We start from the raw sequence: 13,510 nt of genomic DNA on the forward strand, positions 1-13,510 counted from the left end.
TGTCCTCACAGGGAAAGAAAAGGCGTCAGCGGTAGCGCCGCGCATAGCGGTGGCCGAGGCTGGTCAGGATTTCATAGGCGATGGTGCCGGCGTCGCGCGCGACGTCCTCCAGCGTCTGATGGGGACCCAGCACCTCCACCCGGCTGCCGAACGTGATTTTGCCTTCGGGAAGGGCGGAGATGTCGATGGTGATGCTGTCCATGGAGACGCGCCCGACGATCGGCAGGCGCACGCCCTCATGGTAGACAGCGCCGCGGCCGGAGAGGCTGCGCAGCAAGCCATCCGCATAGCCGGCGGCGAGGGTGGCGAGCCGCGTCTCGCCTGTCGTGACATGGGTCGCGCTGTAGCCGACGCGGGTGCCGGCCGGCACGGTGCGGGTCTGCACCACGGCGACCTCGAGGCTGACGACGGGCTCCATCGGGTTCGCCCGGCCGGCGGTCGGTGCGCCGCCATAAAGCGCAATGCCGGGACGGGCGAGCACGCCGTGATAGGGCTTGCCGAGGAAGATGCCGCCCGAATTGGCAAAGCAGAGCGGAAACTGCGGGAAGTCTGCCGCGACACGCGTCATCTCGGTGCGCTGGTCATCGTTCTGCCCGCTCTCCGCATCGTCGGCAGATGCGAGATGGCTCATGACGAAGAGCACCTCGATAGCGCTTTCCGCGGCGATGAGACCGGCGAGCGTCGTTCGCTCCTCGGGCGGCAGGCCGAGGCGCGACATGCCCGTATCGAATTGCAGGACCGCGGGCAGGCTGCGGCCGAGCTTCCTGGCGGCTCCCGCCCACTGATGCCACTGTTCCAGCGAATTGATGACGGGCACGATGCCGCGCTCGGCCGCGGCGGTCTCGTTGCCGGGCTGGAGGCCGTTCAGCACGAAGAGTGCCGCGTCGCCGGGAAGATGGGGCTTCAGGCGCAGGGCTTCGACGAACTGGGCGACGAAGAAGTGACGGCAGCCTTCGGCATAGAGTGCGGGGCCGACCCGGTCGGCGCCAAGCCCATAGGCATCCGCCTTGACGACGGCCGCAGCCTGGCCGGGCGCGACCTCGGCCGAAAGCCGCCGGTAGTTGCGGGCAAGGGCCGTCAGGTCGATCGTCAGGTAGCCCGACGCGTTGCCGTAATCGTCTTCCGTGCGGTGCATGCCCCGTCTCCCCCGTTTGCGGGAAAGTAGTGAAACGATCACGAAATTGCCGACGAAACAGTGCTTGATTGTTGCGTGATTGCATGATTGTTGAAAGAAACGGTGATTTTTTGGAATGATCTGCCATGGCCGCTCTTGATGCGATCGACCGCAATATTCTTCGGCTCCTCCGGCTCGATGCGCGCATGAGCAATGCCAGCCTTGCGGCCGAGGTCGGCCTGTCGCCATCGGCGTGTCTGCGGCGCATCAAGCTGATGGAACAGGCCGGCGTCATCCGCGGCTACACGGCGCTCGTCGATGCCGGCAACGCCGAATCCATGATCGCCGTCATCATCAACATCACGCTGGAACGGCAGACGGAGGACCATCTCGACCGCTTCGAGGCGGCGGTGCGCAAGCACCCGGAAATCCGCGAATGCTTCCTGATGACGGGTGGTTCGGACTATCTGCTGCGCGTCGAGATCGCCAGCGCCGGCGAATTCGAGCGCATCCACAAGGAAATCCTCTCCGCCATGCCCGGCGTGTCGCGCATCCATTCGAGCTTCGCGATCCGCAATGTGCTGGCGACGAAGCCGCGTGGCCGGCGCTAAAACGCCTAGCGCTTGGCTCCGTAGTAGCTCTCCGCGATGGCCTTTGCGGCGGCGCGTGTCCTGGCGCCGATCTCCAGCATCTTGGCGGTGTCCGCCCGTGCGATGGGTGCGGCCACGGCAAGCGATCCGACCGGCCGGCCATTGGGCGCCAGGATCGGCGCGGCGGTGCTGATGACGCCGATCTCGAAGCCCTGCCGGTTGATCGAGAACCCCCGCTCCGTCGTTTCCCGCACAAGGCTGCGCACCTCGCCGGCATCGACCGTCGTGTGCGGCGAAAAGCGTTCCAGCGGTTTTGACAGCGCGCGGTCGATTTCGCCCTGCGGCAGGTAGGAGAGGAAGGCGATGCCCGAGGCGGTGGCATGGAAGGGCAGGGTGGAGCCGACATCGACGATCACGCGATGGGCCTGCGAGGATGTCTCGACATGGATGGTGGCGAGCCGCCCGCCGGAAAATTCCGACAGATGAACCGTCTCGTCCGTTTCCTCCGCCAGCACCCGTACGAAGGGGGCGGCGACGGCGATGAAGGGAAATCGCGCCTGGCGGATGCGCGCGAGGCGCACCGGTGCGGCGCCGAGCCGGTATTTGCGCGTCTCGCCGTCCTGCTCCACGAAGCCGTGCTTCTCCAGTTCCACCAGGAAGCGCCGTGTCGTCGCCTTGTCGAGATCGGAAAGGCGCGCAAGGTCGGTCAGGCCGATATCCTTGTCGAGGCCCGCGACCAGGTCGAGCAGAATAAGGGCCTTGCCGATGGTGCTCATGTGTTCCTCCCCGAACGTCCGTTTTCCACCTCATCCCGCAAGATACTTAACATGAGAAATAACTTGACGGCAGGGCAGGTGTTTGCAAATCTATAATTAAAATACGGGTTCAAATAATGAACCGCAAGCGACTTTCAACGGGAACCGCCGTTCGCCTGGCGCGACGGCATTGGAGGGCGGCAGCCGCAAGCGGCGTGCCGTCAGGATGGGAGAGGATCATGACCGATACCACCGTGCCGCAGGGTGGCACGAACCAGTTGCGCAAGAACAGCCTCGGGGTCGGGGCCGTTACCTTCCTCGTCGTCTCGGCCGCCGCGCCGTTGACGGCGGTTGCCGGCGGCGTGCCGCTGTCGATGATGCTCGGCAACGGGCCGGGCATTCCGCTGACCTTCGCCTTCGTGACGACGGTGCTGCTGCTGTTCGCGGTCGGCTATGTCGCCATGGCCCGCCATATCAGCAATGCCGGCGCCTTCTATGCCTATACGGCGCAGGGTCTTGGCGGTCTTGCCGGCGGTGCCGCCGCGCTCATCGCGATCCTCGCCTATAATGCCATGCAGATCGGCGTTTTCGGCCTCTTCGGCGCCGCGACGGCCGGCTTCTTCGCCGGCTACGGCCTTGAATTGCCCTGGTGGGTCTGGACCTATATCGGCATCGCCGTGGTCGCCGTCTTCGGCTACCGCCGGGTGGATTTCTCCGCCCGCGTGCTCGCCGTGCTGGTCGTGCTGGAATATCTCGTCGTGCTGGTCATCGACGCCGCCATTCTGGTGCAGGGTGGCGATAGCGGCCTTTCCGCCGTCCCCTTCACGCCGTCGGCCTTCATGAGCGGCACGCCGGCCATCGGCATCCTGTTCTGCTTCGCCGCCTTCATCGGCTTCGAGGCGACGACCATCTACAGCGAGGAAGCCCGCGAGCCGGAAAAGACCGTGCCGCGCGCCACCTATATCTCCGTGCTGATCATCGGCCTCTTCTACATGCTGACCTCCTGGCTGATGGTCAATGGCGCCGGCGCCGACAAGCTGGTCGGCGAGATCCAGGGCCTTGCCGATCCGACCACCTTCCTCTTCGGCCTGGCGGATCGCTATGTCGGCGGCAGTATCACCACCATCATGAGCATCCTGCTCATCACCAGCCTCTTTGCCGGAGTCGTCGCCTTCCACAACGGCGTTGCCCGCTATCTCTACGTCGCCGGCCGCGAAGGCCTGCTGCCCAAGGCGCTGGGCGTCACCCATCCGGTCTTCCAGAGCCCGCATGTCGGCTCGATCGTCCAGACGGTCATCGCCATCGTCGTCGTCGCGCTCTTCGCCTTCACGGGGCAGGATCCGGTGCTGGCGCTGTTCTCCTGGCTGACGAATGTCGGCACGCTGGCGATCATTCTCCTGATGGCGCTGACGGCCTTCTCCATCGTCGCCTTCTTCGGCCGCAACCCGGCTCTCGAAGGCAACAAGCTGGTGACGGCGGTGTTGCCGGTCGTGACGGGGCTGATCCTTGCCGCGCTGGTGGTCTATATTGCCACGAACTTCGGCGCGCTCGCCGGGGCCGAAGGGGCGCTGGCCGTGCTGCTGCCAGGCCTGGTGCTGATCGCTGCGGCCTTCGGCTTCCTGTGCGCCCTGCGCCTCAAGTCGAGCGACGGCAAGGCTTTTGCCCGCCTTGGCGTGCGGCAGGAAATCTGAGACTGGCCTGAAGGAGCGACGCGTTTCGGTGCGTCGCTCCGTTCTTCAAGGAAAGACAATGCAGGAAAAGATCGAAGCGCTCCGCAACCTCGCCGTCGCCCCGCGCGCGCTGTTCATCGACGGCAACTGGCGTGAAGCTGCCGATGGCGCGGCGTTGGACGTGACCTCGCCCATCGACGGCCGCAGGCTGACGACCATTGCCGATGCCGGCGTCGCCGATGTCGACCGTGCCGTCAAGGCCGCGCGCGCCGCCTTCGAGAAGGGCCGTTGGTCCAAGGCCGCACCGGCCGAGCGCAAGAAGGTTCTGCTGAAGATCGCGGACCTGATCGAAAAACACGCGCTGGAGCTTGCCGTGCTCGGCGTGCGCGACAACGGCACGGAAATCGCCATGGCGCTGAAGGCCGAACCCGGCAGCGCCGCCGGCAGCTTCCGCTACTATGCCGAGGCCATCGACAAGGTCTATGGCGAGATCGCGCCGACATCGGGCGACGTTCTCGGCCTCATTCACCGCGAGCCTGTCGGCGTCGTCGGCGCCATCGTTCCGTGGAATTTCCCGCTGATGATCGGCGCGTGGAAGATCGCCCCGGCGCTTGCCGCCGGCAATTCCGTCGTGCTGAAGCCGGCGGAAGTCGCCTCCCTGTCGCTGCTTCGCCTTGCCGAACTCTGTGCCGAAGCCGGCCTTCCGGAGGGCGTGCTCAATGTCGTCACCGGCCGCGGCGCCGTCACCGGCGAGGCGATGGGCCTTCATCCCGATATCGACGTGCTGGTCTTCACCGGTTCCGGCCCGGTCGGCCGGCGGCTGCTGGAATATTCGGCGCGCTCCAACCTCAAGCGCGTCTATCTGGAACTGGGCGGCAAGTCGCCGAATGTCGTCTTTGCCGATGCGCCCGACCTCGACAAGGCGGCGAAGACCTCGGCCTATGGCATCTTCCGCAATTCCGGGCAGGTCTGCGTCGCGGGCTCGCGCCTGCTCGTCGAGCGGTCCATCGCCGAGGAATTTTCCGCGAAGGTGGCGGCCATCGCCGCCGCCATGAAGGTCGGCGACCCCTTGCTCATGACCACCGAGGCCGGCGCGATCTCCAGCGAAGCGCAGCTTGGCAAGGACCTCGGTTTTGCCGAACAGGCGCTCTCGGAAGGGGCGCGGCTGCGCACCGGCGGCAAGCGGATTCTCGCAGAGACCGGAGGCTTCTACATGGAGCCCACCGTCTTCGACGTCACGCCCGGCATGACGCTCGCGCGCGAGGAAGTGTTCGGCCCGATCCTCTCGATCATCCCCTTCGATGGCGAGGAGGAGGCATTGCGCATCGCCAACGCCACCGATTACGGCCTCGCTTCAGCGGTCTGGACCTCCAACCTGTCGCGGGCGCATCGCATGGTGCGCGGCATCCGCGCCGGCGTCGTGCATGTCAATACCTATGGCGGGGCGGACAATACCGTGCCGCTCGGCGGCGTGCGCCAATCCGGCAACGGTCACGACAAGTCGCTGCATGCCTTGGAAAAGTATCTCGACCTGAAGACGGCCTGGATCCAGCTCTGAAGCGCCGTCCTCGCGACAAGTTGATCGCGCGCATCCTCCTCCCAGAACATGCGGCGGTGACACCCGGCGGAACAGGCAAGTCCTGCTCCGCCGGGTGTTGCGGTTTTTGGCGCCTGTGTCGGCCGGCGGAATATCGCACTGCATTCATATATTTAACGTGTGAACTATATTGACAGCGTTGCGCACCTGCGGCAAGCTCATGCTGAAAACAAGGTTCAAATAATGAACCGAAAAGGGAACATCACGTTATGACTGGGACGCCGCGCGCAGACCTCATCCTTACCCGTGGCCGCATCTATACGGTCGACGCCGCCAATGCCTGGGCCGAGGCCGTTGCTATTGCCGGAGGCCGCATTCTCGCCGTCGGCAGCGCAGCCGAGATCGAAACCTATCGCGGCGAAGGCACCGAGGTGGTCGATCTCGAAGGGCGCATGGCGATGCCCGGCTTCGTCGACATCCACAATCACATCATGATGGGCGGGCAGGCGGACCTTTTCGAAACGCAGCTTCCCGCCGGCGCCTCCGTCGATGCGATCTGCGCCCATGTGCGTGCCCAGGCGGAAGCCGCGGGCCCCGGCCAGTGGATCGTCGCGAACCAGTGGGGCGCGGACATGATCACCGCGCTCAACACGCAGGCGGCGCTCGTAAAGCTCGATGCGGCCGGCCTCGGCCATCCGGTGCTGCTGCGCGACGAAACCATGCACAATCGCTGGGTCAACAGCGAAGCGATGCGTCTGTCGGGCATTTCCGACAACCAGCCCGACCCGCCGGCCGGCGCCTTCGGCCGCGACCCCGTTACCGGCAAGCTGACGGGCCTTCTCATCGAATCCGCGGCCGGCATCGTCGAGCGCGTCGCCGCCGATCATTTCACCGAAGCGATGGGGGAAGCGGCGGTTGCCCGCGCCGTGGAGATCGTCAATTCCTATGGCGTCACGGCCTTCCAGGATGCCGCCTCCGTGCTCTCCATTCTCAAGGCATTGAAGGGGCTGGACGACAAGGGCGAACTGACCGCCTGGGCCGTCACGTCCCTGCCGCTGATCGAGCCGTCCTTCATGTTCGGCCTTTCGGGCGATGAGCTGCTGGCGCTGCGCGACGACTATCGTTCGAAGCATGTGCATCCGAACTACACCAAGATCTTCCTTGACGGCGTACCCGGCGCACGCACGGGCGCGTTCCATGATGCCTATGTGGACGATGCGGCGCATCCCCACGGCTATCGCGGCGAGGTGCTGGTCAGCTACCCCGACCTCGTCAAATATGTCGACAAGTCGGAAAAGCTGGGCATGGGCCTGAAGATCCACTGCGCCGGCGACTATGCCGTCACGGAGATGCTCGACGCGGTCGAGGCGGTGCGCCATTTCAACGGTCCGACCAAGGTGCTGCACCACATTGCGCATGCAAGCTATGTCCGTCCCGAGGATATCGCGCGTTTCGCCTCGCTTCAGGTCGTCGCCGACCTCTGCCCGATGATCTGGTATCCGACGACCTTCCTCGAGGGCCACAAGGAAGCCATGGGCGAGGAGCGCGCCACGCGCTTCTGGCCGATCGCCGACCTCGACCGGAGCGGCGCGCTGCTTGCCGGCGGCTCCGACTGGCCGGTCATCCCCGTGCCCGATCCGCTGAACGGCATCGAGGGCATGGTAACGCGCCAGAATCCCTCCGGCGCCTTCGCCGGCGTCGCGCTCTGGCCGGAGCAGGCCATCGACCTTGCGACCGCCATCCGCATCTTCACGCTGAATTCCGCCATCGCCATGGGACTGGGTGCCGAGACCGGCTCCATCGAGCCCGGCAAGTCGGCCGATATCATCGTGCTGGACCAGAACCTCTTCGATATCGCGGCGAACCGCATCGCCGCCACCAGGGTCCTGACCACCTATTTCGAAGGCCGCGCCGTCTACCGGCGCTAGTGCATTTTCGGCCGATGCCGCGGCGCTTCGGCGTCGGACAGCGCGGCGAGAACAAGAGGCATGAGCAATCTCGGTGAACCGGCGTTGCCTCAGGTCTCATCCAAATACAATGAAAGGGAGCAGCATGACACAGACCCGAAATCTCCTTCTCGCCTCCGCGGGGATCCTTCTGGCCGCTGCCTCCTCGGCGGCGGCTGCACCGACCTGCGAGAACGGCCCGATCCAGGTCGGCGCCGTCTCCACCGTCACCGGCGTCGTCGACTTCTCCGATGCGCCGCGCGCCACGGCCGCCGTCTTCCAGCAGCTCAACGAGGCCGGCGGCATCAACGGTTGCAAGGTCGAGTTCACCATCGCCGACGACAAGGGCGACCCGCAGGTCGCCGCCCAGGCGGCGCGCGACCTCATCGACAACAAGGGCGTCGTGGCGCTCGCCGGCGGTGCGAGCCTGCTCGACTGCGCCGTCAACGCGGCGACCTATGATCGCAACGACGTGCTCGCCGTTCAGGGCGTCGGCGTCGACCCGCTCTGCTTCAACGCGCCGAGCGTCTCGCCGGTCAATGTCGGTCCCTACACGCTGACGACCGCCGTGCTCGACTATGCCACGAAGAACCTTGGCGCCAAGAAGCTCTGCACCTTCTTCAGCATCATCGGCGGCACACAGGAAGCCTATGCCGCGGCCGTCGCACGCTGGGAGAAGATGAGCGGCAACACGATCACGCTGACCGACGTGACGCTGCCGATGCAGGGCGACCTGACGCCCTACGTGATCAAGGCACGTGACGCGGGCTGCGACGCCGTGCTGACCAATCAGGTCGAGCCGGGCGTCGTGCAGTGGGTCAAGACGGCGGATGCGCAGAAGATCACCGGCATCAACTGGCTGTTCCTCGCTCCCGGCTATACGGAAGGCGTCTCCAAGGCGCTCGCCGACAGCAAGCAGCCGGTCTATGTCGGCACGGAATGGGAGCCCTATACCGAGGCCACCGAGGCGAATGCCGACTGGGCGAAGACCATGGAGGCGGCCGGCCTTGCCAAGACCGCCTTCTCGCAGGGCGGCTACATGGCGGCCAAGGTGATGATCGACACGATCTCCGGCATCGAGGGCGAAGTCACCCGCGAAGCCGTGACGGCCGCGCTGAAGGAAGGCAAGGAGCTGAAATATCCGATCGCCGGCAGCGCCTATTCCTTCAGCGAGGCGAAGGCCCATTCGCCGATGCAGGCCACCAAGATCATGCAGCTCGTCGACGGCAAGTGGACCGTGAAGTCCGACGACTGGTTCGTCCTGCCGCCGGTGGAGTGAACGGCCGCGTCGGTTGGTGAAGCGAAAGGGGGCGACGGTCCCCCTCCGCCCTGCCGGGGATTTCTCCCTTTGGAGGGGGAGGCCGGTTGCAGGCAGCGCCTCGCCAGCTTCCGATGCCGGAATTTGAATACGGCTCCCTCCCTTGCCGATCTTTCCTCCAAGGGGAGGGGCCGGCGGGGAGAAGGGCCGGAATGACAGCGTGACCCGGAGTTCCGGAATGGATTCATTGTTCACTGCCGCCGTTGCCGGATTGTCGGCCGGCGGGGCCTACGCCATCCTCGGCGTCTGCGCCATCTTCACCTACCGGCTCGTCGCCGTGGTGAACTTCACCGGGGCCGCCATCGGCGCCGCCGGCACCTTCGCCATGGTGGGCCTCTTCGAGCTCGGCGTGCCGCTGCTGCCGGCCGTCGTCCTCGGCATTGCGTCGGGCGCGCTCGCCGGCATGGCGATCGGCCTCGTCATGACCACTTGGTTCGCCGGCAGCAGCGCCTCCACCAAGGCGGCGGTGACGGCGGCGCTGCTCGTCGGCATCATCGCCGTGGGCCTGCGCCTGACAGGCGGCCAGCATCCGCATTATTTCCCCGAGGTCATCGCCGGTTCCGCCTTCCGTCTTGCCGGCGTGGAGGTGACCTGGGCCGCCGTGACGACGCTCGCCCTTTCCGTCGCCTTCACGCTCGCGACCGAACAGTTCCTCGCCCGCACCCGCACAGGTCTCCAGCTCCGCGCCCTCTCGCAACGGCCGATGGCGGCCGAACTGATCGGCATCCGCGTGCGTCTGCTGGCGCTCGGTGTCTGGGCCGTCACCGGGGCTGTCACGGCCTTCGCGCTGATGATCATCGCGCCGCTGCGCTCGCCGGACTTCTCTTCGCTGAGCCTGCTCGTCGTGCCGGCGCTGGCCGCCGCCCTCATCGGCGCCTTCTCCAGTTTTCGCGCAGCGCTCTTCGGCGGCGTGCTGATCGGGCTCCTGGAAGGCTCCGTCAGCGCCATCGGCGCGGTCAGCCAGTATCGCGGCGCCGTGCCCTTCCTCGTCATTCTCGCGGTCCTGCTCTGGTCGCAAAGGGGAGCCCGCTGGGATGAAGCACGCTAGTTTCCGGGCGGCCGCCGTCACGGCCCTTTCCCTCGCGGCGCTCGGTGCCGTCATCCTCCTCGTCCTGCCGAAATACTGGGTGTTTCTGCTGACCGCCGTCTTCATCGTCGGCATCGCGTTGCAGAGCCTCGGCCTCGTCACCGGCCGCACCGGCATGATCTCGCTGTGCCAGATGTCCTTTGCCGGCGTTGGCGCCTGGGTCACCGGCTACCTGAACCTCATCGGCGCGCCCGGCGGGCTTGCCGTTTGGATGCTGGTCGGGGGGCTTGCCGCCGTGCCGGTCGGCGTCGCCATCGGCCTGCCGGCGCTGCGCCTGCGTGGCATCAACCTTGCCATCGTGACGCTCGGCTTCGCCGCCGCCTTCGACACGGTGCTCGCCACCATAACCTTCCCCGGCCAGACGAGCTTCACCCAGGTCGCCCGTCCCGAAGCCTTCGACAGCGACAAGGGCTATTTCGCCTTCGTGCTCCTGACCTACGGCATCATTGCCGTGGTGCTGGAATTCGTCAGCCGCTCGCGGCTTGGCGCGGCCTGGCTCGCCGTGCGCCATTCCGAGCGCGCCGCGGCTGCCAACGGCATCTCCATCCCGCGCGCCAAGCTCAGCGCCTTCGCCATCAGCGCCTTCATCTCTGGCGTTTCCGGCGGCCTGCTCGCCGGTTATCTCGGCACGCTGGTCTCGGAAAACTTCTCCATGATGCAGTCGCTGGCGCTCTTTGCCGTCGCCACCATGGCGGGCGCGCATTTCACGCTCGGCGCCATTGCCGGCGGCATGATGATCGTGCTCTTCCCCGAACTCCTGCGCCGGCTGAACCTGCCGCAGGACGTCGGCAATGTCTTCTTCGCGCTTGGCGCCGTGCAGGCGCTGTCGACTGGCGAGACGATCGCCGAGACCTGGACGCGGCTTGCCCGCAAGCTCGGCCGCAAGCGCGCCGTGGAAGGCGCTGTCGCCGCCGGCGCGTTGCCGGAAAAAACGGCCCATCCTGCGGGCATCGCCCTTGAAGTGCGCGACCTCACCGTGCGCTACGGTGTGGTGACGGCGCTCGACAAGGTCAATCTCAAGGTGCCTGCGGGCGCGGTCGTCGGCCTCGTCGGCCCGAACGGGGCGGGCAAGTCGACGCTGGTCGACGCCATCGCCGGCTTCCTCTTCCGCTATGACGGCTCGATCCTGCTCAATGGCGAGCCGCTGGAGGGTGTCTCCGCCACCTCGCGCGCGAAAATCGGCATCCGCCGCACCTGGCAGACGACGCGCATCGCGCCGGAACTGCGCGTCGGCGAGTATGTGCGCCTTGCCGCCGGGCCGATCGCCGAGAGCGAGCTGCAGAGCCTGCTCGCCTGGTTCGGCTGCCCGGGGCCGGAGACGCCGATCTCCACCATCGACGTCGGCACGCGCCGCCTGCTCGACGTCGCCGGGGCCGTCGCCTCGCGCGCACCCGTCATCCTGCTCGACGAGCCGGCCGCCGGCGTCTCCTATGACGAGGCGCTGAAGCTCGGCGAGCGCATCGCGGCCATTCCTGAAACCTTCGGCAGTGCCGTGCTCCTCATCGAGCACGACATGGATCTCGTGCGGCGGGCCTGCTCGGCGATCACGGTGTTCGATTTCGGACGCGTGATCGCCTCGGGCGCCCCGGCCACGGTGCTTGATATGCCCGTGGTGCAGAAGGCCTATATGGGCATCGAATTCGAGGAGGCGGCGCAGTGACCGCATTTTCCATCACCGGCCTTGAGGTCGACCGCGCGGGCATCCCCGTCATCCGCGGCGTGGACGTGCAGGCGAAGGGCGGGGAGATTTCCGTGCTGCTCGGCTCGAACGGCGCCGGCAAGACGACCTTCCTCGAAAGCCTCTCGGGCATCATTCCCGTTCGCGCCGGCTCGATCAGCCTCGACGGGACGGAGCTTGCGAAGCTCCGTCCCGGCGCGCGCGCCAAGGCCGGCCTCAGCCATGTCGAGCAGGGCCGTACCGTCTTTCCGGCGATGACGACGGAGGAGAACCTGAAGGTGGCGCTCCATCCCGACGCCGACCTCAAGGAGGCCTACGACCTCTTCCCGGAGCTGCTTCAGCGCCGGACTGTCGAGGCCGGCATGCTCTCGGGCGGCGAGCAGCAGATGGTGGTGATTGCCCGCTCCATTGTCAGCCGGCCGCGCGTCATCCTCATCGACGAAATGTCCTCCGGCCTCGCTCCCGTCATCGTCAGCCGCCTGATGCGGGCGGTGCGTCAGCTTGCCGACGAGGGCATGGCGGTGGTGCTGGTGGAGCAGTTCGCGGCGCTGGCGCTCGCCATCGGCAACCGCGCCTATGTGCTGCGCCGCGGCCAGATCGTCTATGACGGCGGCTGCGCCGCGCTGGTGCGCGACCCCGCCCACCTGCACCGCCTCTATCTCGGCGACGCCGCCGCGTGAATTTGCTTAACAAGTGAACCAGATTGACAACGGGGGCAGGAGCGGCGCATCCTGCCCCCGTTCTGCTTTCTTTTGCGGAACGACCGATCTTTGTTGGGAGGCAAAGTTGGATCTCGTTCAGCACCGAAACCTCGTGCCCGAGGCATGGACCGCCATATCCTACGATCAGTGGGCGGACGACCTGCGCTCGATCTGCGGCAATTTCAATCCGAAGACCGTGGAGCGCGGCGACGACGTCATCGGCGCGGCCCGGCGCATCGACGTCTGCGGCATGGAGTTCGCCCATGTCTCCAACAACCTCGACTGCGTGCGCCGCGGCTGGGACGACATCCGCCGCGACCCCAAGGAACACCTCTTCCTCATCGTGCAGATCGAGGGGAGCTGCGGGCTGGAGCATGGCGACCGGCAGAACGTGCTCGATGTCGGCGAATGCATTCTCGTCGATTCCACCCGGCCGACCACCTTCTATTTCGGCGGACGCTTCTCCAACCACATCTCGCTGCACCTGCCGCGTCAGACGATGTATTCCGACAGCCGCATCCATTTCGACATCGCGCGCAAGCTCTCCGCCTACGACCCGATGGCGCAGATGCTGCATGCGCTGCTGGCCAAGATCATGACCACGGCGGAATCGGATTCGGCTTCGTCGCACCTGCGCCAGCTCATGTTCACCGCCACCCGCCAGGCCTTCCATTCGAGCCGCGAGGCCGAGCCGCTGCATGCGCTTCACGACAGCGCCAGCAAGCGCCTGCAGATGGTCGACATGCTGATCGACCGGCATCTCACCGAAAACGATCTCTCCGCCCGCTGGCTGGCGACCCGGCTCGGCATCTCCATCCGCACGCTGCAGCAGGATTTTCAGGGCATGGGCGTGACCTGCACGACCGTCATCCGCGACAAGCGGCTGCGGCTCGCCAGGGAGAAGATCGAGCAGCTCAAGGAGCAGAAATCCGGCGGCACCATCGCGGAGGTCGCCTATTCGGCCGGCTTCAACGACATTTCCTATTTCAACCGTTCCTTCAAGGAACTGTTCGACTGCGCGCCGACCGATCTGCTGAAAAGCACGGAACGATAGGCTTCTGCGCTCCGGTCCAAGCCGGCGCGCGCTTCTCTCCAAGACGGCCGCGCAAGGGGC

At 66.2% G+C, this 13,510-nt stretch carries 11 protein-coding genes; 9 read left to right on the forward strand and 2 right to left on the reverse strand.

The features are described from left to right. Positions 1–25 precede the first annotated feature (25 nt). On the reverse strand, positions 26–1,135 hold the full coding sequence (alr, locus tag V8U06_RS18860) for an alanine racemase (RefSeq protein WP_427141983.1): 1,110 nt from the start codon (positions 1,133–1,135) through the stop codon (positions 26–28). Positions 1,136–1,260: 125 nt separating this feature from the next. Between alr and V8U06_RS18865 the strand changes: the two genes are divergently transcribed. Then, on the forward strand, positions 1,261–1,725 hold the full coding sequence (locus tag V8U06_RS18865; protein ID WP_226921991.1) for an Lrp/AsnC family transcriptional regulator: 465 nt from the start codon (positions 1,261–1,263) through the stop codon (positions 1,723–1,725). Positions 1,726–1,730: 5 nt separating this feature from the next. On the opposite strand, the gene V8U06_RS18870 is transcribed toward V8U06_RS18865, so the two are convergent. Beyond that, positions 1,731–2,480: an IclR family transcriptional regulator gene (locus V8U06_RS18870; protein WP_427141984.1), complete on the reverse strand. Its 750-nt coding sequence runs from the start codon at positions 2,478–2,480 to the stop codon at positions 1,731–1,733. Positions 2,481–2,698: 218 nt separating this feature from the next. Between V8U06_RS18870 and V8U06_RS18875 the strand changes: the two genes are divergently transcribed. From V8U06_RS18875 to V8U06_RS18910, 8 genes are all read left to right on the forward strand, one after another. Then, positions 2,699–4,150, forward strand: coding sequence for an APC family permease (locus V8U06_RS18875; RefSeq protein ID WP_427141985.1), 1,452 nt, complete (start codon positions 2,699–2,701; stop codon positions 4,148–4,150). A gap of 58 nt (positions 4,151–4,208) precedes the next feature. Further along, positions 4,209–5,687 (forward strand): aldehyde dehydrogenase, encoded by a 1,479-nt coding sequence (locus tag V8U06_RS18880; protein WP_427141986.1) that lies wholly within the window; start codon positions 4,209–4,211, stop codon positions 5,685–5,687. Between the two features lie 248 nt (positions 5,688–5,935). Beyond that, positions 5,936–7,594, forward strand: a complete 1,659-nt coding sequence (locus V8U06_RS18885) for an amidohydrolase (protein WP_427141987.1) — start codon at positions 5,936–5,938, stop codon at positions 7,592–7,594. Positions 7,595–7,718: 124 nt separating this feature from the next. Then, positions 7,719–8,891 (forward strand): ABC transporter substrate-binding protein, encoded by a 1,173-nt coding sequence (locus V8U06_RS18890; RefSeq protein ID WP_427141988.1) that lies wholly within the window; start codon positions 7,719–7,721, stop codon positions 8,889–8,891. 217 nt (positions 8,892–9,108) lie between these two features. Continuing rightward, the gene (locus V8U06_RS18895) at positions 9,109–9,978 is read left to right on the forward strand and encodes a branched-chain amino acid ABC transporter permease (RefSeq protein WP_427141989.1); all 870 of its coding nucleotides are present in this window, start codon (positions 9,109–9,111) and stop codon (positions 9,976–9,978) included. Next, positions 9,965–11,677 (forward strand): ABC transporter permease subunit, encoded by a 1,713-nt coding sequence (locus V8U06_RS18900; protein ID WP_427141990.1) that lies wholly within the window; start codon positions 9,965–9,967, stop codon positions 11,675–11,677. The genes V8U06_RS18895 and V8U06_RS18900 overlap by 14 nt, the downstream gene beginning before the upstream one ends. Next, entirely contained in the window at positions 11,674–12,375 is a 702-nt protein-coding gene (locus V8U06_RS18905; protein ID WP_226921983.1) for an ABC transporter ATP-binding protein, read from the forward strand. Before V8U06_RS18900 ends, V8U06_RS18905 begins: the two co-directional genes overlap by 4 nt. Before the next feature lie 106 nt (positions 12,376–12,481). After that, positions 12,482–13,450, forward strand: a complete 969-nt coding sequence (locus tag V8U06_RS18910; RefSeq protein WP_427141991.1) for a helix-turn-helix domain-containing protein — start codon at positions 12,482–12,484, stop codon at positions 13,448–13,450. The last annotated feature ends 60 nt before the right edge of the window (positions 13,451–13,510 follow it).

It is taken from the genome of Shinella sp. G-2 (assembly GCF_050172695.1).
Lineage (GTDB): Bacteria > Pseudomonadota > Alphaproteobacteria > Rhizobiales > Rhizobiaceae > Shinella.

Coding starts and splice junctions, on each gene's coding strand:
- alr (WP_427141983.1), bottom strand. CDS start 1,135: ATGCACCGCACGGAAGACGATTACGGCAACGCGTCGGGCTACCTGACG.
- V8U06_RS18865 (WP_226921991.1), top strand. CDS start 1,261: ATGGCCGCTCTTGATGCGATCGACCGCAATATTCTTCGGCTCCTCCGG.
- V8U06_RS18870 (WP_427141984.1), bottom strand. CDS start 2,480: ATGAGCACCATCGGCAAGGCCCTTATTCTGCTCGACCTGGTCGCGGGC.
- V8U06_RS18875 (WP_427141985.1), top strand. CDS start 2,699: ATGACCGATACCACCGTGCCGCAGGGTGGCACGAACCAGTTGCGCAAG.
- V8U06_RS18880 (WP_427141986.1), top strand. CDS start 4,209: ATGCAGGAAAAGATCGAAGCGCTCCGCAACCTCGCCGTCGCCCCGCGC.
- V8U06_RS18885 (WP_427141987.1), top strand. CDS start 5,936: ATGACTGGGACGCCGCGCGCAGACCTCATCCTTACCCGTGGCCGCATC.
- V8U06_RS18890 (WP_427141988.1), top strand. CDS start 7,719: ATGACACAGACCCGAAATCTCCTTCTCGCCTCCGCGGGGATCCTTCTG.
- V8U06_RS18895 (WP_427141989.1), top strand. CDS start 9,109: ATGGATTCATTGTTCACTGCCGCCGTTGCCGGATTGTCGGCCGGCGGG.
- V8U06_RS18900 (WP_427141990.1), top strand. CDS start 9,965: ATGAAGCACGCTAGTTTCCGGGCGGCCGCCGTCACGGCCCTTTCCCTC.